The sequence below is a fragment of the Candidatus Hydrogenedentota bacterium genome (assembly GCA_016791475.1).
GTDB lineage: Bacteria > Hydrogenedentota > Hydrogenedentia > Hydrogenedentales > JAEUWI01 > JAEUWI01.
The window spans coordinates 91,541-112,013 of the sequence record JAEUWI010000005.1 but is presented as its reverse complement, the minus strand read 5'-3'; the positions used below and the strand labels follow the sequence as shown (position 1 = coordinate 112,013).

At 62.4% G+C, this 20,473-nt stretch carries 17 protein-coding genes; 7 read left to right on the top strand and 10 right to left on the bottom strand.

What is annotated here, in order from left to right:
• Positions 1–130 precede the first annotated feature (130 nt).
• On the top strand, positions 131–715 hold the full coding sequence (locus JNK74_04220) for a hypothetical protein (GenBank protein MBL7645380.1): 585 nt from the start codon (positions 131–133) through the stop codon (positions 713–715).
• 91 nt (positions 716–806) lie between these two features.
• Here JNK74_04220 and JNK74_04215 read toward each other — a convergent pair whose 3' ends face one another.
• The 4 genes from JNK74_04215 to JNK74_04200 are packed head-to-tail and all read right to left on the bottom strand — an operon-like array spanning position 807 to position 7,372.
• Positions 807–2,336, bottom strand: coding sequence for a sulfatase-like hydrolase/transferase (locus JNK74_04215; GenBank protein MBL7645379.1), 1,530 nt, complete (start codon positions 2,334–2,336; stop codon positions 807–809).
• Between the two features lie 31 nt (positions 2,337–2,367).
• Positions 2,368–3,894 carry a sulfatase-like hydrolase/transferase gene (locus JNK74_04210; GenBank protein ID MBL7645378.1) on the bottom strand — a complete coding sequence of 509 codons (1,527 nt, stop codon included), beginning with the start codon at positions 3,892–3,894 and terminating at the stop codon, positions 2,368–2,370.
• Between the two features lie 3 nt (positions 3,895–3,897).
• Positions 3,898–5,421, bottom strand: coding sequence for a sulfatase-like hydrolase/transferase (locus JNK74_04205; protein MBL7645377.1), 1,524 nt, complete (start codon positions 5,419–5,421; stop codon positions 3,898–3,900).
• A gap of 31 nt (positions 5,422–5,452) precedes the next feature.
• Positions 5,453–7,372, bottom strand: a complete 1,920-nt coding sequence (locus JNK74_04200) for a hypothetical protein (protein MBL7645376.1) — start codon at positions 7,370–7,372, stop codon at positions 5,453–5,455.
• 170 nt (positions 7,373–7,542) lie between these two features.
• Here JNK74_04200 and JNK74_04195 point away from each other — a divergent pair, with 170 nt between their 5' ends.
• Genes JNK74_04195 through JNK74_04180 form a run of 4 tightly spaced genes read left to right on the top strand, consistent with a single transcriptional unit; the run spans position 7,543 to position 10,716 of the window.
• Positions 7,543–8,217, top strand: coding sequence for a methyltransferase domain-containing protein (locus tag JNK74_04195; GenBank protein MBL7645375.1), 675 nt, complete (start codon positions 7,543–7,545; stop codon positions 8,215–8,217).
• Positions 8,218–8,258: 41 nt separating this feature from the next.
• Positions 8,259–8,924, top strand: coding sequence for a class I SAM-dependent methyltransferase (locus JNK74_04190; protein ID MBL7645374.1), 666 nt, complete (start codon positions 8,259–8,261; stop codon positions 8,922–8,924).
• On the top strand, positions 8,921–9,865 hold the full coding sequence (locus JNK74_04185; GenBank protein MBL7645373.1) for a metallophosphoesterase: 945 nt from the start codon (positions 8,921–8,923) through the stop codon (positions 9,863–9,865). Before JNK74_04190 ends, JNK74_04185 begins: the two co-directional genes overlap by 4 nt.
• 17 nt (positions 9,866–9,882) lie before the next feature.
• Positions 9,883–10,716: a hypothetical protein gene (locus JNK74_04180; protein ID MBL7645372.1), complete on the top strand. Its 834-nt coding sequence runs from the start codon at positions 9,883–9,885 to the stop codon at positions 10,714–10,716.
• Positions 10,717–10,834: 118 nt separating this feature from the next.
• Here JNK74_04180 and JNK74_04175 read toward each other — a convergent pair whose 3' ends face one another.
• The 6 genes from JNK74_04175 to JNK74_04150 form a co-directional block, all read right to left on the bottom strand.
• Positions 10,835–11,821 (bottom strand): ATP-binding cassette domain-containing protein, encoded by a 987-nt coding sequence (locus tag JNK74_04175; protein MBL7645371.1) that lies wholly within the window; start codon positions 11,819–11,821, stop codon positions 10,835–10,837.
• Between the two features lie 244 nt (positions 11,822–12,065).
• Positions 12,066–13,046, bottom strand: a complete 981-nt coding sequence (locus JNK74_04170; protein ID MBL7645370.1) for an ABC transporter ATP-binding protein — start codon at positions 13,044–13,046, stop codon at positions 12,066–12,068.
• 3 nt (positions 13,047–13,049) lie between these two features.
• The gene (locus JNK74_04165) at positions 13,050–13,931 is read right to left on the bottom strand and encodes an ABC transporter permease subunit (protein MBL7645369.1); all 882 of its coding nucleotides are present in this window, start codon (positions 13,929–13,931) and stop codon (positions 13,050–13,052) included.
• The gene (locus tag JNK74_04160) at positions 13,928–14,851 is read right to left on the bottom strand and encodes an ABC transporter permease (protein MBL7645368.1); all 924 of its coding nucleotides are present in this window, start codon (positions 14,849–14,851) and stop codon (positions 13,928–13,930) included. The genes JNK74_04165 and JNK74_04160 overlap by 4 nt, the downstream gene beginning before the upstream one ends.
• Before the next feature lie 274 nt (positions 14,852–15,125).
• The gene (locus JNK74_04155) at positions 15,126–15,950 is read right to left on the bottom strand and encodes a hypothetical protein (protein ID MBL7645367.1); all 825 of its coding nucleotides are present in this window, start codon (positions 15,948–15,950) and stop codon (positions 15,126–15,128) included.
• A 4-nt stretch (positions 15,951–15,954) separates the two neighbouring features.
• Complete coding sequence (locus tag JNK74_04150) at positions 15,955–17,367, bottom strand: sulfatase-like hydrolase/transferase (protein MBL7645366.1); 1,413 nt, start codon at positions 17,365–17,367, stop codon at positions 15,955–15,957.
• A 235-nt stretch (positions 17,368–17,602) separates the two neighbouring features.
• Here JNK74_04150 and JNK74_04145 point away from each other — a divergent pair, with 235 nt between their 5' ends.
• Both JNK74_04145 and JNK74_04140 read left to right on the top strand, forming a co-directional pair.
• Complete coding sequence (locus JNK74_04145) at positions 17,603–19,621, top strand: SUMF1/EgtB/PvdO family nonheme iron enzyme (protein MBL7645365.1); 2,019 nt, start codon at positions 17,603–17,605, stop codon at positions 19,619–19,621.
• Between the two features lie 208 nt (positions 19,622–19,829).
• Complete coding sequence (locus tag JNK74_04140) at positions 19,830–20,249, top strand: hypothetical protein (GenBank protein ID MBL7645364.1); 420 nt, start codon at positions 19,830–19,832, stop codon at positions 20,247–20,249.
• Positions 20,250–20,473 lie beyond the last annotated feature (224 nt).

Sequence of the window (20,473 nt, the reverse complement as noted above, 5' to 3'; positions counted from 1 at the left end):
CGAGATTGAGCGAATGATCGCGGCCCGGTGGTGCAAACCGCCGGGCCGTTCCATATCTTACACTGCGTATGAAAATCGAGTCGTGATCCGGTAGAAAATCAGAGGGAGCGTTATTGTGAAGGGTGCTCAAATTCCAGCCATTCAGGTGTCCGCATTGACCGGTCAGGAAAGGTTCACAAATGGGGCAGGAGACCTGCAATTTGAAATCCTAGACTTCTGGCGATGGATGGGATCTGATCTAGTGTGCAATTCAATGCGCGGTCTGCTGGCAGAGTTCATTGTGGGCCAGGCCTTGGAACTGAAAGGCGGTGTGCGAGTCGAATGGGACGCATGCGATCTCGCTACGCCGTACGGTGTCCGAGTAGAAGTGAAATCCGCCGCCTATTGCCAATCATGGGCACAGCGCCGCCTTTCGCCGATAAGTTTTGATATAGCTCCCAAATGGCCGGACAACATAGCCACCAATGAAGTGTCTGAATGTGCACGGCGCGCGGCGGACGTTTACGTGTTTTGCCTCTTGCATCATCAAGACAAGACCACCATTGATCCGACCCAGATGGAGCAATGGACATTTTTTGTCTTGTCGGCGCGCGTACTCGATCAACAGGTTTTCGCTCAAAGGCGAATAGCGCTTTCCTCATTGCGAAAGCTCGGACCGATAGAGTCGAATTACGCCAAGTTGCGTGAAAGCGTTGAGCGCGCGGCCTCCGAATAAACTCGAATCCTATCGCATCCTGTCATACGAACTCTTCTTATCTGCGCCTGAGATTAATTGCCGTAGTTCAGTCCCGCAATTTTTAGCGACATCAATACATTTCTTCCACGCGCACAATCTCGGTGCTGTGTTGTGGCGACAGGTACGTCACATCTTCGAGGAGGTCGAATTGTGTACCGAAAAACTTGTTGAAGATGACGCGGAAAGAATTCACGGGCGTGATCTCCGGGTAGAGGAGGCCATCATACTGCCGGTCGGGAAAGTAGAAGGTGCTCAGGTTGGCGCAGCGATCGCGGACGTACTCTTCCCAGGGGCCTTCCCAGGGCAGCAGTTCGTTGGAAAAGGTGCTCTGCCAGGTGGTCCGGGGACCGTGATCACCCTCGATGATGATGACGGAGTTCGGTTCGTGCTTTTGAATAGCGTCCACCACCGCAATGAGCCGCCGGTTCACGAAGTCTGTCATCTGCCGCCAGCCTGGCTTGTAGGGCGGAAACTCCAGCAGCACATTGCCGTCCACATCGTAGGCGTGGGGCAGGTGGGGCGCCATGAGGTGGGCGAAGACGAACATGGGCTTGTCTTCCCGCCGCACGGTTTCGAGCGTGTCAAACACGAAGGGGACCCGGTGGTGGAATCGCTTCTTTTTCATCCGGTTGAGGACGGAGCGAATCGGGGTGGCGTCGATCAACTGCTGGTGATATTCCGTGGGCCGCCAGCCGCCCGGATGGATAAAGCGGTCCGCCTCGCCCAGTTCCGTGGGGAAGACGCCGGAGGCGATGGCCACGAACTCGTAGCCGACGGACCGGAGCATGGGCACCACCCTATTGCCCCGAATCTGGGAGAGGAGGGAAGGGTAGCGCGCGTCCTCCCAGCCTTCCGTGGCGATGGCGTTGTCTAGATAGTCCATGTTGAGGGTGGACGCGAGCGAGGGCAGCGTGTTGGGATAATTGGAGCGGCTCCGCTCTGCGATGTAGAAGCCCCGCGCGCGAAGCTGATCAAGGAAGGGCGTGTTGTCGATGTCGAAATACGACTTCAGATAGTCCGACCGGGGATATGAATCCGCCACGATGAAATAGATGTTCGGCAGGGCTGCGGGGTCCAACGCCTTGTCCGCCGGGACCGGCATGGCCACGCTAGGTTGCGCCTGGGACTGACGCACGAGCGCGACGGCGCAGGAAGCCAGCGCGACCAACAGGATCAAAGCGGAAATGCGGTTCAGGGCCGTGGTGACGCCCTTGAAAGACCAGGGCGACTTCCGGAGTCCCCAGAGCGCGCCTGCGGCGATCAGCGCGGTCGCGACCGCGATAGCCGCCACGGCGCCGGGACTGAGGAGTTCGCGGAAGCTGAAGAAGTCCCGAAGGGTATCGACCACGAGGCTATAGCCGTAGAAGGGCAGCCAGAACAGGGAGAGGGCCAGTCCCCGCTTGTGCGGTTGCGGCAGGAGTGGCCAGAGGGCCAGCCAAAGCAGGGTCGTGGCTGCGATCACCACGGCGGCGGGCAGCCATACTTCGTTAAAGCCCGCCCAGACCATGTTGGCCGAGAGCAGGGAAAAGAGGGGGAAAAGCCCGAAGAAAAAGGGGTGCAGGATAAGGGCGCGGCTTCGGTTGGGGGGCTGTTCGGTCATGGCGGATGGTAACGTTGTGTGGGCCACCGAATCAATGCACCGTGTCGACCCGGATGATCTCCGCACTTCCCTGGGGGGACAGGTAGGTGACGTCTTCGAGCATCTCGTAGTTCCCGCCGAAGTACTTGTTGAAAATCACACGAAAGGTGTTCACCGGCGTAATCTCCGGGTAGAGCAATCCCTCATACTGGCGATCCGGAAAATAATAGGTGCTCAGATTGGCGCTGCGATCGCGGATGTACTCTTCCCAGGTGCCCTTCCAGGGCAGCAGGTCCATCGTGTTTGCGTCCTGCCAGGAAGTCCGGGGGCCGTGATCGCCTTCGATGATGATGATCGAGTTGGGCTCGTGGCGCTGGATGCTGTCCACGATTTCCGTGAGGCGACGATTCACAAGATCCGTCATCTGGCGCCAACCCTCCTTGTAGGGCGGATAGTCCAGCCGTATGTTGCCCTCGGCGTCGTAGCCGTGGGGCAGGTGGGGCAGCAGCACGTGGGCGAAGACAAACATGGGCCGTTCGTTTCGCCGCAGGCCCTCCAGCGTGTCAAAAACGAACGGGGCGAGGCGGTGGTGGTGGGGTTTTTTCATGCGATTGAAGATGGACCGGACGGGTGTGATTTCTATCAGGCGCTGCTGATACTCCGTATACGGTTTGTCGCCCGGGTGAATGTAGCGGTCGGCCCCGGTCATATCCGTGGGAAAGAGTCCCGTGGCGATGGCGACATACTCGTAGCCCCGTGCGCGCAGCGTGCGCACCACGAGATTGTCCTTCATCCGGGGGATCAGTTCCGGGTAGTACTCATCCCAGCCGCCGGGGGCCAGGGCGTTGTCGAGATACTCGAGATTCAAGGTGGACGACAGCGACGGCATGGTGTTGGGATAGTTGGAGCGGCTCCGCTCCGCGATGTAGAAGCCCCGTTCCCGGAGGGCATTCAGGAATGGCGTGTTGTCCATGTCGAAATACGATTTCAGATAGTCCGCCCGGGGATAGGAGTCGCAGACGATGAAGTAGATATTGGGCAGCGCATCCGCGTCCGGCGGAACGGCCGCCATCGCCGTTGCGGGCTCCATCGAAGGAGAAGGGGCCTGGCGCGCGTAGCTCATGGCGCAGGAAAGCAGGGCCACCGCGAGAGCCAGCCCCGAAATACGGTTCAGGAATTTCGTCGCGCCGACAAGCTCCCAGGGGGCCCGGCGCAGCATCGCTATGAATGCGAGCCCGAGCGCCGCCGCGAGGAGGGCCACCGCCGCCAGTGCTCCCACGCCGAGCATTTCCCGATAGCCCAGGAGCGCGCGGAGCGAATCCACGATGGTGCTGTAGCCGAAGAAAGGCAGCCAGAACAGCGAGACCACCAGACCCCGCTTGTGGGGCTGAGGCACGAGGGGCCACAGGGTGATCCACAACACCGCCGCGACCGCGAGGACAACCCCGGCGGGCAGGAGCACCTCGCCGAGGCCCGCCCAGGCCATGTTGGCCGACAGGAGCGAAAAGAGGGGGAAAAGTCCCAGAAAAATGGGATGAAGAACCAGGGTCCGGGAGGATGGGGAAGGGGAGGAACTCATGGATCAGTAAACCTCCGTCACTTTCAGCAGCTCCCGCGAGTTCTGAGGCGTGATCCAGGTGACGTCGTCGAGTTTTCCGTAGTCCGTCTGGAGGAAGGTGTCGAAAAGAATCCGGAACAAATTAACCGGGGTCATCTCGGGATAGAACAGTGTCGCGGGATCTCTTTCCGGCACGTAGACCGAGAGCAGATTGGCGCTGCGATCGCGCACGTAGTCGCGCCACTCGCCTCGCCAGGGATTAGCCGCGTACTCCTCGGGGCTCTGAAGGGCCGTGTTGCTGCCGTGATCGCCCTGGATGACAATGATGGAGTTGGGCTCGTTCGTTCGGATCTCGTCCACCACTTCGATCAGGCGCTTGTTCAAGTACGTTGTGACCGTGCGCCAGCCCTCCTTGTACGGCGGAAAGGTATCCACAAAGTTTCCATCCTTGTCGTAGGCGTGGGGCAGGTGGGGCGCCAGGAGGTGAGCAAAAACAAACATGGGCCGTCCCTCCCGGCGCAGGCCCGCGAGCGTGTCCAGCGTGAAGGGCACGAGCTGATACCACAGCAACTGGTCCATGCGGTTCATGATGGAGCGCACGGGCGTCATGTCGATAAGGTTCTGCTGATACTCCGTGTTGTTGAAGGCGCCGGGGCGGATGAAGCGGTCGGCATCCTCCATCTTCGTGGGAAACAGCCCCGAGGCGATGGCGACGAACTCGTAGTCGTGGGCCCGCAGTGTGCGCACCACGAGGTTGTCGCGCACCAGGGGAATGAGGAGGGGATAGTTCTCGCTGAACTGCCGGGGAACGATGGCCGGGTCCAGGAAGTCGAGATTCAGCGTGGAGGCCAGGGACGGCAGGGTGTGGCAGTAGTTGGAGCGGCTTCGATCGGCCACGTAGAAACCCCGTTCCCGCAGTTGGCCCAGAAAAGGAGTATTTTCGAACTCAAAATAATCCCGGAGATAATCCGCCCGCGGGTAGGCATCGCAGAGGATAAAGTAGATATTGGGAAGCTGGGCACGCTGCTCCGGATTGAGGCGCACGGGCACGGCGGCGGCCTGAGCGCGGGTATTGAAGCCCCGGGCCACCGCGACAACGCAGGAAAGCAGCGCGACCGCCAGCATGAAGGTGGAGAGGCGATTCAGAAAAGCTGTTACGCGTACAAAGGGCCGGGAAGTGCGCCGCAGCAGGTAGAGCAGCGCGGCGGCGATGAGCAACAAGACCGCTGCGGCCCCGACAGTCTGGGCGGGGCTGAGCATGTCGTGGAAATCGAATTGGGCGCGGATAAAATCCACCACGGCGCCATACGCATAGAAGGGCAGCCAGAAGAGCGAGACCACCAGGCCGCGCTTGTGCCGGTCGGGCAACACGGGCCACAAAACGAGCCACAAGATGCCCCCGATGATCAGGACCGCACCGGCAGGCAGCAGGGCTTCCGTCGGCGCCGCCCAGACCAGGTTGGCCGAGAGCAATGAAAACACCGGGAAGAGCCCAAAAAGAAGGGGATGGGCGATCAAGGCGCGATGTTGCGGTGTGGTGGTGTGCATGCGCGATGGTAGCCTTCGTCCGCGTTACAGTTCAATGGTCCGCCGGTGGGATGTGGTAGAAATTGCGCTGGTCGCCTCGGACCAGCATCTCCAGCGGCAGGCGCATGAAGGACGGCGCGGCCACATACTCTACGCCATATTTCACCGAGAGCCGCTGCCAGGTCTCCAGCGAAAAGGAAGGCCACACCTCATGCCACGCCAGAGGCGGCTCGGGCCGGGGCGCCGCGGGATCGAGATAGACGCCGTAGAAGTCTTGAAAGATCGCATTGACGGAGGGCGCGATGGCCGGGCGGTAGACGCCATGCAGCATGGTGGCCATATCCGCCATGACCGGATGGCCAAACTGCATCTGATCCCCCGCCTGATCGTGCTGGACCAGAATCATCCCCTGCGGTTTGCCCTCTCGTTCCATGACCTCGGCCACCGCTTGATGGAAATCACTTCGATAGAGATGGTTGCGGGCCTCGACCTCCCGGGCCACGAGGGCCAGCAGGATCAGGCAGGCCAGCCCCGCCCCGACAAAGCGGAGCGCGCGCGGGGTGACCGCGCCGGGAAGGGGCACGCAGGCCGCGAGCACGCCCGCCAGCGTGCATGCGGCGCCATACTGGTGAAAGACCGCGAGAAGCCCGAGCACGGCGGCGGACGCAACAATAGCCGCCATTGCTGGAACGGCCCTCTGACGGCAGGCGAGCAGTAAACCGGTGCCCATCGTTCCGCCGAAGAGGTAGAAGAAGAGATATTCTCCATTGTCGAGATACTTGGCGATCATTTCGCGCTCCATCGCGAGATCGGCCAGCGGGGTGAGAAGCGCGGCCAGCAACGCGGCGCTAATCCAAGCGGGCATGCGGTCCTCGCGGGTATAGCCAATGGCCACCAGCAGCGGAATCAAAACGGGGGCCACATGGTTCATGAGGCGATAGGGCAGCCAGCCCACGAGCACATAGGGGATGTCGGGTCCCATGACATAGTGGACCGCCATGATGGACCAAACCAGGATCGAAGCGATGGCGCAATAGAGCAGGCCCCAGGTCCAGGGACTCTCCAGCAGCGGTCCCTGGGGCGTATTCGAACGCCCGGCGCCGCTGCGGCGGACAGCCAACAGGCCAACGGCCAGCAGCACCGCCCCCACCAGCACGATGTGGCCCGTGGTCCAGGGGATGGCGCGGTGGCCGGCATAGCGCTCCATGAAGGTGCGCCACAGCAACTCCGGCGCTACGGGACTGAAATAGGGGCCGTCCACCGGCGGGGCTACGGCGAACCCGCGCAAAAAGAGGGCAAAAAGAACCGAAGCCGCGAGGCCAGGTATGGCAAACCGAATCAGGGTGAGCACATCGCGGGTCTGACCTTTCCGCAGGAGCCACAGGACCTGAAGCGCGCCAATGATCAGAAGTGGCGGAAACTGGCCGAGGTGGACGGCGGGCGCAAGGCCCAGCAGCAGCCCGGCGAGGCGGTAGCGCCGATCCAGCAGGGCCCAGAGGGCCAGCAGCATATAGCCGAGTCCGATGGCGCCGTTGGAGAAAATCATGGGCCAGACGAGCACGGGGTAGGTGCTGTAGAAGCTGGTATGGATCTGCAGCAGCACGAAAATCACCGCCACGTGGCCGACCAGTTGCCGCCGCGCGAAAAGGGTGCCCAACAGATACACGGGCACCGTCGAAGCGGCGAGAAAGGCCCAGTTCCGCAGCAGATTTGGGAGCAGGGGCTCGGGGAAGAAATACATGAGGGCGGCCAGGCTGTAGGTCTGGAGACTGTAAAAACCGTGGACGTACTGGAAGAGGGGATGCCCTTCAGGGTAGGGGATCTGACCCAAAATCACCTGAGCGAACTCGTAGTTCTCGTCCCAGCGCACGCCGCGCAGGAGGACTGCCAACAGCGAGAAGACCGTCCAGAGCATGGCCCCCGTCAGACAGGGGCGCTGCGTGAAAGGCTTGCGAAAGTGTTCGAGGGTCATGGATCAGATTCCCGGTGCGGCACGGTGGAAAGGCGCTATCATGGGGCAGGCCCGGTTACGGGGTCAACAAACTACCGGCCCGTGCGGCGCGCCGGTATAATACCGCCCGTGGGCCGCAGGCTCGGGCATGCGGCCCGCGATACAGCGCCACGGTGAAGTGTGAGGACGCATTGACCATAGACCGGAAGATTTACCGCACCCGCTTCGGCGAGGAAGAGATGGGCGGCCGCATCGAACTGTGGCAGGTGCTCTGCGAACACTGGTTCGCCCGCTACATCCCCGCCGACTCCACCACCCTCGATCTGGGGGCGGGCGCCTGCGAATTCATCAATAACATCGTCTCGGCGAAGAAATACGCCATCGATCATAACCCCGACGTGACGGGCCATGCGGCGGATTCCGTGGAGTGCATCGTGGCCGAGCTGGTCGATGGATTGAAGCAGGTGCCGGATGACAGCATTGATCGCATCATGGTCAGCAACGTGTTTGAGCACCTCCCCGATCGCCAGTACCTGTACGATTGTCTGGCGGAAGCGTATCGCGTGTTGCGGCCGGCCGGCAGGATCATCGTGATGCAGCCGAATATCCGCGTGGTTAAAGAGCGCTTCTACGACTACTCCGATCACAGCCTGCCCCTCACCGAAAAGGGCATGGCCGAATCGCTCCAGTCCAACGGCTTCGTGCTGGAGGAAGTGCGCACCCGTTTTCTGCCCTATACCACCAAGAGCCGCTATCCACGCTGGCCCTGGCTGGTCAAACTCTACCTGATGTTTCCCCCGGCCCATTATTTCATGGGCGGACAGATGTTTCTCGTGGGCCGAAAAGACGGTTCTCTCAGAAGTTAAGCAGGTCGAAACCGACGTGAAATGAAAGGGCCCAACCCGGCATGGAGATCGACAGCTTTCTCTTCAAACTGAAAACCGCGCTCAACTATGCGAACCTGGGCGAACGCATCAAATCGATCGACGGCTACCTCATCGACATTCAGGGCTATACCCTCATGCTCCTGGCCGAAGAGGGGCCGGGCTGCGGCGCGATTGTGGAGATCGGAAGCTTCATGGGCAAGTCCACCTGCTGGCTTGCCACCGGCTCGAAAAACGCGCAGCGCGAAAAGGTCTACGCCGTGGACCACTTCGCCGGGTCTCCGGAGCACCAGGAGAACGCCCAACACGAAGTGAGAGCCCTGGTGGAGCAAGGCACCACCTTTCACAAGTTCGAAGAGAACATCCGCAATTTCGGAGTGGAGGACCACGTCATACCCGTCAGGGCCAGCTCGCAGGAGGCCGCGGAACGTTGGAGTGGCCCTATACGACTTCTCTTTATCGACGCCGACCACTCTTACGAAGCATCGCAACTCGACTTTAGTCTGTGGTCTCCCCATGTCGTACTGGGCGGCCTGATCGCATTCCACGACATTGGCGATTGGGAAGGGGTCACCCGCTTCTATCAGGAACTGCTGCAAACGTCCACCGAATTCGTCGAGGTCGTCAACGTCGCCGGGCTGTGTGTTGTAAAGCGGATTGCGCCACCATCCGGGGTCTCGCCCGCGTGAGGGTGGAGAATCCCACGCTCACCGGAGACGGCCGCGCCTTCCGCATCCTCCAACTGACCGATTTTCACGCCGACGTGAGCGAATATGAAAACGAGCGGACCCGCGCGGATGTCCGTGCGATGGTGGCGCGGTACCGTCCCCATTTTCTCGCGGTGACGGGCGATATCTGGTGTGGTGACGCACGACCCGAGACCGCCGGTATGTGGATGACCCGGGAGCTGGATTTCCTGGCCTCGCTGGAGACGCCCTGGGCATTCACCTGGGGCAATCACGATTACGCCACCGATTTTGCCCGGGCCCAGGCGCGTATATGCGCCACGCCGGGCTACGCGGCCCCCGAGTCCACCCCACGGGGCGAGTGTCATCTCGAAGTGCGCGGGGCGTCTGGTGAAACCGCCTGGGACCTCCTTTTCGTCAACTCCCGCGATAAATGGCGGCTTCCCGGCGATCTGGCTTGGCTGCTCTCACAGTCCAGGGCCCTGGCCGAAACGCGGAAACGTGTGCTGCCCGCCATCGTATTTTTTCACATCCCCCTCATGCGCTATCAGCGGGCCATCGACGCGGGGCGCGTTCATGGAATCGCCATGGAGGAGGTGCTCGCCTGGGGAGACGAAGGGGACACCGGCGCGGATCTGATTTTGTCGGCGGCCAATGTGCGGGCCTGTTTCTGCGGCCACAGCCACCGGAACGACTGCTGGTTTGAAGAAGACGGTGTGGTCTTCGCCTATGGTCGCTCCACGGGTTACGGGGGCTATGGCGACGACGTAAGAAAGGGCGCGAAGCTGATCACACTGGACCTCGCCGGAGGCGACTTCCGCTTCGAGACGGTATTCGGCGATGGGAGCGCACCGGAGCCGGGGTGCTGTCATGCATTTCCGTTTCGGGATCGTTGTTATACTGAAGGTGATGGATACCCGATGGACCAACAGGACCAAAGATGAAAATATTTGCAGGAAATATGCTTCTAACCGCCCTTTTGCTCGTGGCGGCGTGTCCCGCTCCGGCTCAGGACGAGGAAGCGCCGCCGGTGCGTACTGGTATCGAAGCGATCGACTGGGCGGCGGAGCAGGTGAATTTTACGTTGCGCGAAGCCGAACCGGCCTCAGATGGGGCCAATGCGGCGACGGTCCAGGAAGAAAAGATGCCCGTGCTTTCGCCCACCCACTCCATCGAAGCCATGGAGATGATGCGCCTGCAACAGGAGATCCGTCTCCTGCGCGAGCTCATCGAAGAGGGCATGGTGAATCGGGTCACCGCGCTGGAGGCGGAGGTGCGCGACCTGAAAGCAACGTTGCGGGGCGAGCAACCGGTCGGTCCCGTGGTGCCCAAGCCCGATGAGCCGGCGCGAGCCCGCCTTCCCCAGCCCGAACCAGGCGCCGCAACGGAGGCGAAGCCGGAAATGTCCCTGGAGGACCTGGCGGCGGCCCAGTTGCCCGCCGTGCCGGCAGAGGAATTTAAGTTTACCGTGGTGGACGAATGGGGGCGCAGTCCCGAGGCCGTTGCGGAGCTGGGCGGCACGGCGTCCACGCTGATTGGCGTGGCGGGTCTCGTGCCCGCGGGAAGCACTCGGGACGATGTTGTGGCCCTGGCTCAGGAGCTCCGCACGAAGTATCGCGTCTACGACAACATCGTGATCGAAGTATTTGACGATGCGAGCGCGGCCCAGGATTTTGCCGATTCACAAAAGGTGAACGCGGAGCGAAGGGTGCTGAGCATCGCAAAGTCCAAGGCGGAGGGGCGGGATCTCATGATCTACTTCGGCGGCGAGTTGCCCGAGGCGCTGACACCGTAGGGACAGCGTCGCCACGAGTTTCGGAATCTCGAAGTTCTCTACGGGGCATCTGCCGAACTGGAATTTTCTTGGACCTGCAGTGCTTTTTCCGACTCTCGGTCACGGGGCGACGCTGTCCCTACATCGCGTCCAATCGCATGCAGGCCGCAACGCGCCCCTCGCCACAGGCCACCAGCGGCGGTGTGGCCTGACTGCATGCCGGGGTCGCCCAGGGGCAGCGGGGGTGGAAGGCGCAGCCCGCGGGCGGGTGCAGGGGCGAGGGGGGATCGCCCTGGAGCATCAGGTTCTCGAGCTGGGCGGCGGCCCCGGCGGTGGGCCGGAGGATGGCCCCCAGGAGCGCACGGGTGTAGGGGTGGCGCGGGTTGTTGAAGACTTCGGCGGCGGGGCCCTGTTCCACAATTTTGCCCAGGTACATGACGGCGATGCGCCGGGCCATGTGCTTCACCACGGCGAGATCGTGGGATATAAGAATCATCGCCAGGCGCTCTTCGATGCAGAGTTCGCGCAAGAGATTCAGGATCTGGGCCTGCACGGAAACGTCCAGCGCGGAGACGGGTTCGTCGGCCAGGATGAGGCGGGGCTTCAATGCGAGCGCCCGGGCGATGGCGATGCGCTGGCGCTGACCGCCCGAAAACTCGTGAGGATACTTGCGCACAAATCGTTTCGCCAGACCCACCTTTTCCATGAGGCGTCCGACTTCATGGGGCACGCCGTCGCGGTCGATGAGGTCGTGGGCGATCATGGGTTCGGCCAACGTGTCATAGACCGTCTTGCGGGGGTTCAGCGATGCATAGGGGTCCTGGAAGATCATCTGGAATTCGGGCCGGGCGCGTCGGAGCTCTTCCTTGCCGTAGGAAGTAAGGTTCTTGCCGTTGAAGGTAATGGCGCCGGAAACGGGCTTGACGAGTTGCATGATCGTGCGCGCCAGCGTTGACTTGCCGCAGCCGGATTCGCCCACGAGGCCCAGGATCTCGCCCTCTTTCAATTCCAGGCTTACGCCGTCCACGGCGCGCAGCCACTCGACCTTGCGATTGAAGAAGGGACCCGAAGTGATGGGGTAGTGGGTCTTGAGGTTGTCGATGCGAAGGAGGCAATCGTTATTCATGATGTGGCCTCGGCGTATTCAAAAGAAATTGGAAACGTGCCACGCGATCCGGCAACGCCGGTTCGTGTGCCCGTTTCGAGGTCAAACCAGAACAACAAAAGGGGTGTTTGGGCGAGTGGTTGAGACTCAATTCCGCCGCTCGGACACGGCCTGCTCCAATGTCCCAAGTCCACGAGGCTTATGGCACACGAACCGGCGTTGCCGGATCGCGTGGCACGACCGTAGTGCTCTTTTGTGCGCGGAATCACAACGCCACCTCCCCGGTCTGCACGCGAATGCACGCAGTCTCCTGGCCCGGCTGCGCTTCGGCCAGCTTCATTGCTCCGGTGCGGCACGCGTCCTGCGCAAACTCGCAGCGCGGCGCGAAGGCGCAGCCCTTGATTTCCCGGCCCATGTCGGGCGGCATGCCGGGAATGGTGTAGAGCGCATCGCCGGACTGGTGCAGGGCGGGCATGGAAGCCATGAGCGCTTTCGTGTAGGGGTGGGCGGGTTTGCTGAAGAGCACCTCGCGGGTCGCCGACTCCACAATGCGCCCGGCATACATGACCAGTACGCGATTGCAGGTGGCCGCGATGACGCCGAGGTCGTGGGTGATCATGATCACCGCCATGCCGAGATCGCGCTGGCGCTGTTTGATGAGGGCAAGGATTTGGGCCTGCACGGTCACGTCCAGGGCCGTGGTGGGTTCGTCGGCGATTAGCAGGGCGGGCCGCGTAATCAGGGCCATCGCAATCATGATGCGCTGGCGCATGCCGCCGGAAAACTCGTGGGGGTAGCGCTTCAGGCCGCTTTCCGCATCCTGAATACCCACCTCGCCCAGCGCATGAATCGCCCGCATGCGGGCCTCGGCTTTTGAGATGTTGCTATGGAGCAGCAACGGCTCCATGAGTTGCTTGCCCACGCGCATGTACGGGTTCAGCGCCGTCATGGGGTCCTGAAAAATCATCGAAATGCGGCCACCGCGTATCTTCCGCAGCGCCGCCGGCGTTGCGGCGAGTAGATCGATGCCTTCGAAGTGCGCCGTGCCGGATTCCACCCGTGCCGGGGGCACGGGCAGGAGTCCGAGAAGAGAGTACTGCGACACCGACTTGCCCGAGCCCGATTCGCCCACAATACCGAGGGTTTCGCCGGGTTCCAGGCGGTAAGAGATTCCATTCACAGCGCGGATGACACCGTCGCGGGTGTGGAAGGCGGTCTGAAGATTTTGTACGTCCAGCAGGCTCATGGGTCAGTCCTTCGACGCTTTGGGGTCGAGGGCGTCCCGCAGACCGTCGCCCAGGAAATTCAGGGCGAAGAGGGTGGTCGAGAGCGCAAGGCTGGGGAAGAGGAGCATCCAGGGGAACTCTTCCATCGTCTCCACGCCCTCCTGAATCAGGAGGCCCCAACTGCTCATGGGGGGTTGCACGCCGAGGCCGAGAAAGCTGAGGAAGGCCTCCAGCAGCATGACCTGGGGCACGGTGAGGGTGACATAAATGATGATCGGCCCGAGGGTGTTTGGGATGATGTGCTGGAAGATGATCCGGGCCTCGGTGAAGCCCATCACCCGCGCCGCCTCGATGAACTCTTTCTCCCGCAGGGAAATAACCTGCCCGCGAACGATGCGGGCCATGGTAAGCCACTCCACCGCGCCAATGGCGATGAAAAGCAGGAAAATGTTGCGGCCGAAAACCACCATCAGGATGATGACAAAAATGGTGAAGGGGAGGGCGTACAGCACATCGACCAGACGCATCATGATCTGATCCACGCGCCCGCTGAGGAAGCCCGCGATGGCGCCATAGGTCACGCCGATGACCATCGAGACGAGCGTGGCCACGAGGCCCACGAGGAGCGAGATGCGGCCGCCATAGAGCGTGCGCGTCAATAGATCGCGGCCCAGGGGATCCGTGCCAAACCAATGGCTCGCCGAGGGGGCCGAGGCGTAGAGCGCCGTGTCCTGCTGGTCGTAGGTGTAGGGCGAGAGCCAGGGTCCGACAAGTGCGCAGAGCACGACAAAAACGAGGACACCCGCGCTGATGACGGCGAGCTTGTTCTTCCGCAGGCGGTGCCAGGCATCCTGCCAGAGGGAGACGCCCGCTTCGGCGTTGTCCAGGATTGCCGCGCTGCTCATCGGGCGGACATCCGCACGCGGGGATCGAGGAGAGCGTGGATCACATCCGCCGCAAGATTGAGGAAGAGCACCAGGGTGGCATAAACGAGCACGGTGCCCATGATCATCGTGTAGTCCCGGTTGAAGGCCGCCTCCACGAACTCGCGGCCGAGGCCGGGCACCTGGAAGATCTTCTCCACCACGAACGAGCCCGTGAGGAGGCCCGCCGTGGCCGGACCCAGGTAGGACACGACGGGCAATATGCCGCCGCGCAGGCCGTGCCTCAGCACCACGGCGACTTCGCTCAAGCCCTTGGCGCGGGCGGTGCGGATATAGTCCTGCCCCATCACTTCGAGCATGCCCCCGCGCGTGAGCCGGGCCACATAGGCGGCATAGACCGCGCCGAGCGTGAGGGATGGTAAAATTTTTTCCGATGGCAGGTCCCAGCCCGCCACGGGCATCCAGTCGAGCCAGAGGGCAAAGATGAGTACCAGCAATGGCCCGAGCACGAAATTGGGCAGGCAGATGCCCGCCATCGCGAAGGACATGGGCGCGTAGTCGCGGAGAGAATTGGGTCGAGTCGCCGCGATGATTCCGGCGGGCAGCCCGATGCACAGGGCCACGATCAGGCCGTAGGCCCCCAGCTCCAGAGAAACGGGAATGCGCAGCAGGATCCACTCGCGCACCGTGCGGCTCGGCTTCTTGAAGGAGGGCCCCAGATCACCCTGGAGCACTCCGCCAAGGTAATCGAGATACTGGCGGTAGAGGGGTGCGTCAAGGTTGTAAGCCGCCTCCAACTGGCGCATGGTCTCCTCCGGCACCCGGCGTTCATCGTCAAAAGGCCCCCCCGGCGCGATGCGCACCATAAAGAAGGTCAACGTGATGATGGCCAGCAGCACCGGGATAAAGGTAAGCAGGCGTTTAAGAATAAAACGGATCATGAAAACTTCGCTGTTCGTCCCCCGGAAAAACCGATGCCCGCGGCGCACGGCACCGCATGCATACTATGCCATCCCGTGAGGGGCCGGTTCCAGAGGGCGAGGATGTGGCCGCGCGGGACAACTCTCAGAGGTTGGGAGTTGTCTCCTCAAGCTGTCGCCGATCGGGAGCGCGGGTTTTCCTACCCGCGTATCGTGCGACGGAGTCGCACGATAATCACGGACTGGAAAGTCCGTGCTCCCGCTGGACCGTATTTTCACAACGTCTCACGCGAACCTACCCCAGCCGGTCCGCCAGGTATCGGGCCGCCGTCCTCGCACTCGTACTGCGGACGAGGGTGCTCAGGTGGACGGCGTCCTCCACGTGACCCCATTCCCAGAGGGTGTCGATGTAGCGGTCCTTCTCTTCCGGGCTCAGCGCGGACCAGGTCGGTCCGTTGAACTTCCGCCTCGGTCCCAGTGTGTATTCCGCCGCGAAGATCTTCGCGGCGTCGTCTTCCCGCGGTGTTATCCAGTCCCAGACCAGGCGCAGGGTCTGGCCATTTTCCATCCGGACCGGGCTGTGGAAGTCGCGGCGGATGCCCGTGCCGCCCCGGAGCACCGGGTTGCGCCGGATCCGGGCGAGGGCGAGGAGCAGGGCCTCGGGCAGCGGCTCGGTCACGGCAATGTCGAAATAGGCGTAGTGGGTCTTGTACTGACCGCCCCGGTGGGGCAGGACGCGCAGCTCGCGAACGCGGGTGATGCTCTCCACAGTGTCGCGCGGGATGAAGAGCACCTCCGCCACGCCCGCCGCGGCCGGCGTGGTGATTTCGGACTGGAGGTTCACATAGACGCCCGCTTCGGTCAGCTTTACCAGCCAGTTGCGTGGACTGCGGCACTGAAAGAAGCGGAGGCTCAGGAGCACGCCGAAGAAGACCGTCACCAGCCCGGGAATGGCGATGTAGATGGGGCTCGTGGGTTCGCCCTTGGGAATGGCGGTGTAGCCCGTAATCGCGGCCGTCACAATGACCACCATCGCCAGGCTCTTCCACGAGACATTCCTGAAGGTATGGTGGACCTCCCCATGAGGGACTTCGGAATTGCTCAACAGTTGCACGGCCACGCGCTCAATTCCCGTTCAATGCGGTCGCGGCAATCGCGGCATGCCGCGCATTCAGCTTTTCGCTCAGTTCACAACGAATCGTCTCATAAGTCGGGTCATCAATGAGGTTCTTCGTCTCGCCGGGGTCGTTTTTCAGGTCGTAAAGTTCGTCCATGCCGGGGCGTCTAAAGTCGCGCATGAGCTTCCATTCCGGCGTGCGATACATGCGCATGTCCGCGTCTGCGCCGTGGTGCATGGCGTATTCGCCGTAGAATTCGTTGCTCCAGGGGATGGACTCGCCCTTCAGCAGGGGCAGGAAATTGCGCCCGTGAATCAGGTCGCCCTCCTTCGGCGATTGGCCCGCCATGGCGAGGAGCGTGGGGTACCAGTCCAGGTTGGTAACACATTCCGTCACCACCGAGCCGGGCGCGACCACGCCCGGCCAGCGCACGAGAACCGGAACGCGCAGCGAGGTGTCCCACATGTTGGGCCGGCGCCCACTGGGTTCGCCGCCCTTCGTGAGCCAGGTGGCGTTGCCCTTGTGGAGCACGCCATGGTGACCCACGTTGTAGCCGTGGTCGCTCGTGAAAATCACAATGGTGTTCTTCGCCAGCCCGTACTCGTCCAGCAGATGGAGGATGCGCCGGAGATTGCGATCCACCCCCGCCACACTGGCCAGGTAGTCGCGCATGGACTGCTCCATCTTCTCCCGGTCCAGGTTGGGTACGTCGGGGTTGGGCAGGGTCAGCACCCGACCTTTCACGTGGTCCGCATCCGCTTCCGCCACGGGGGTCCAGGGCGCGTGGGGCTCGCGAAAATGGAGGGAGAGCATGAAGGGTGCGTCCCGGTCCGCCGCCCGTTGCATGAAGCTCAGCGCCCTGGCCGTTACGAGGTCCGAGGTCAGCCCTTTCTCCTCCGCCACGACGCCATCGTGCTCCAGAATCGGATCGATAACCTTGGCGCCGCCTTCGCGGAAGCCATAGAAGAAGTCATACCCGAAATGGACCGGAAGAAACCTGTCCTGTGTGCCCTGGTGCCACTTGCCCACGAGTCCGGTGTTGTAACCGGCGTCGCGCAGGTCGCGCACCCAGGTGGGCAGCGTCGGCTCCAGACCCAGTCGGGACTCGTCCCGCGTGTCCGGGCGCTTCGCCGGTGAAATCCAGTCGGTAATGCCCACCTCCGATCCGTAGCGGCTCGTCAGCAGGCCCGCGCGGGACGGCGAGCAGACCGGCGTCGTCACATAGAAATTGGAGAACTTCGCACCCTCCGCAGCCAGGCGGTCCATGCCCGGCGTGTCGGCGTCGGGATTGTTCTCGTTGCCCATGGCCCACGCGCCCTGGTCGTCGGTGAGGATAAAAAGGATATTGGGCCGGGTGTCGGCCCAGGCACAAAGCGGTGCCAGGGCGAGAAGGAGGAGCAGGGAGTATGGGATTCGCATCGAGTCCGGCCTTTCGTCGTTGGTCCTTCAACATGACCACAATCATACCGTGTCAACCATGTGTTCCAACAAATCCAGGCATACTGGGAGCGCCGGCATCCCTGCCGGCAGAGATACAGGTGCAACCCGCCGCCGCCCGGCTTGCAGTTGCCCGTGGCAGACGGTAGGATAACGGCGGTGGTCCACAGCAACGATATTTCCGCCCCTATGCCAATCAGGAGAATTTCCCCGCCCCATGGCCAGAGTCAAGTGCCCCCATTGCTTCCATGTGAATCCCGATCAGCAGGAAAGCTGCCAGCAGTGCGGCGCCAGCCTCCCGAAGATCCGGATCGAGGCGCGCTCCGCCATCCAGGAAGCGCAGCAGCCGGGCAAGAGTCAGCTTCAGTTCCGCCGCGGCCAGGTCGTGGCCGGGCGCTACACCGTGCTCAATCTCATCGGCCAGGGCGGCATGGGCTGTATCTACAAGGTGCACGACAACACCCTGGGCGAAGACGTGGCCCTCAAGACCCTGCTGCCCCAGTTTCTCCAGGACAAGCTGGTACTGGAGCGCTTCTATAACGAAGCGAAAATCGCCCGACGCCTGGCCCACCCCAACATTGTGCGCGTTCACGACATCGGCGAGGACGGCAAAATCCTCTATATCTCCATGGAATACCTCCAGGGCATGTCCCTTCGCGAGATTCTGGACAACCTGGGACCCGGGCAGCGCCTGCCCATCGCCCAGACCTTGAAAGTGTTCGACGAGCTTTGCTCCGCGCTGGAGTATGCCCACCAGTTCACGGTCCACCGGGACATCAAGCCCGAGAACGTGATGATCGGCCAGGATGGCTGCGTGCGGCTGATGGACTTCGGTATTTCCAAGCTCATGGCGAACACCCGTCTGACCAATGCCTCCATCGTCATGGGTACCCCCTTCTACATGTCCCCGGAGCAGATCCGGAACAGCCGCGATGTCGACGCCCGGGCGGATATCTACAGTGTGGGCGTGATGCTCTATGAAATTCTGACCGGCACGGTGCCCACCGGCGTGCCCAAGCCCGCTTCACAGGTGACGAAGGATGTGCCCCCCGCCTTGGACAAGATCGTGGCCAAGTGCGTGGAACCCGACCCCCGGGATCGCTATCAGAGTGCGAGCGAACTGCGCCAGGCCTTCCAGCCCCTCCGGCAGTACATCAACAAGTCCGGCATCTCCGGCGGCAAGACCAGCGTCATCCACCGCGCCGCCGGCAGTTACTCGCTCCGGAAGATCGCCGGTGGACTTCTCGTGGCGGGCGCCGTGCTCTTCGCCCTCTGGGGTATCGCCCGGGCCGATGAACGCCGCAAAAAGATCCTGGCCGAGCCCGCGCCCACCGTGGAGGTCGCGGGGAGTGTTTCCCTCGGCGCTCCGACCATGGACGACTATAGTGCCCTCATGGAGCAACTCCAGCCCCTGGCCCGAAGCACCGCCCGCCCCGGCTTGAACCGGGCCGCCGAACTGGGCGACGAATTCTGGAGCGCGGCGCGCGCCGCCACCGACTCGACGGCCGCCCTGCAACTCGCCGGCCAAGCTACCCAGTGTTATCTTGCGCCGCTGCTCATCCGCGATGAAATGGTTTTCGTTCCGCCGGGCCCGATAACGCTCGACGGCGGCCCCGTCGACGTGGGGGGCTTCCTCATCGATGCCCACGAGGTGACGGTGGAGCAATACAAGCGCTTTGTGGTGGACGAGTCCCTCTACTGGTCCCTTCCGCCGGAGTTCAAAGATCGGGAGAGCGAGCTTGCCCGTCATCCCATCAGCAATGTCACCTGCGTCGACGCCCTGGCCTATGCGGCCTGGAATCGCAGCGACCTCCCCACCGAGGCCCAGTGGGCACGGGCGGCCTATGGCGATTCGCCCGTCGGCAGCAGTTATCCCTGGGAGGGCGACCCGGAACCCGAAGATGCCAACGTCCGTTTTGATCCGGCGACGCCCTTCTGGACGGCGCCCGTGGGCGAGTTCAAGAGCGATCTTTCGGGCTTCGGTTGCTACGACATGGTCGGCAACGTGTCCGAGTGGACCCGCAGCGCACAGTCCCCCCTGGGGGAGGGTGAGTCACCCACCTTCCAGACCATGATGGTCATTCGCGGCGGCAACGCCAACGAGCCGCCCCGGCCCTGGACCATGCGGGGCACGAGCGCCTACGCGCAGAAAGCGCTGACCCTGGGCTTCCGCTGCGTGGTGAACATCCCCACGGATCCGGCGGCGGCCCGGGCCGCCATGACCGGGGGATTGTGACCCGCTTTTTCGCAGAATTCGCGGCCGCCGCTTATTCCGGTTTGACAGCCGCACCGTAAATTCTCTAAAATCCAGCTAGTCTTCATGCATGATCCGCGCCCCAGGGGTCCTTACGGAATGCAGCGTTCCCGTGGCCGACCTGCCCGCGCTGGAGTGCGCGTTGGGATGAGCCCGACGGGCGCAAGACGAATAGAAAGTGTGCTGGCTCATGGATACGGTCGTCTGCCCTCATTGCAAAGCCCACCGCATCATCACTTCGCGCGTTCCCAAAGATGTGGTGGCCGTCATGCCCTGCCCCAACTGCCACGAACTCGCCGTCCTCTTTCGCGACAAGATCATCCCCATCAACCGGCGCATTCTCGAAGAGGGCAGCCGGGAAGAGCGCACCCAGCACCTCGCTCAGGTGATCACCGAATTTCTCGAAGCGGGCATCCTTCCCTTTCATGAAGGCGGCTCGGATTTCGACAGCGGCGACGAGGAGATGGATGAGCCCATGGAGCGCATGGAGACCCAGCGCGGCGCCCGGGGCCTGGATCCCATTTCCGACAAAGAAGCGGAAAAGTTCACCCGGGTCGATCTGAAGTGCCTGGATGACGCGTCCTACTTCAAGCGCCACTTCGGGAAGTAGGCCGGGACCGTCCCGAATGGCACTAACTTAAGGGTTTCCGAGCAGAAAAAGGATTCCAAGGGTGCCACCCACACGCGGGCCGCCTCAGGCGGCCATCAGCTTGTGGGTGATGGGACATAGGCTTTGCCTGGCCACTCATGAATACCAGCTTGGCGGCTGCTTTTTCGTTGCCTCGCGACGAACTTGACTCGCTTGCAGGCGCCGCACCCATAAACTCCGTCGCA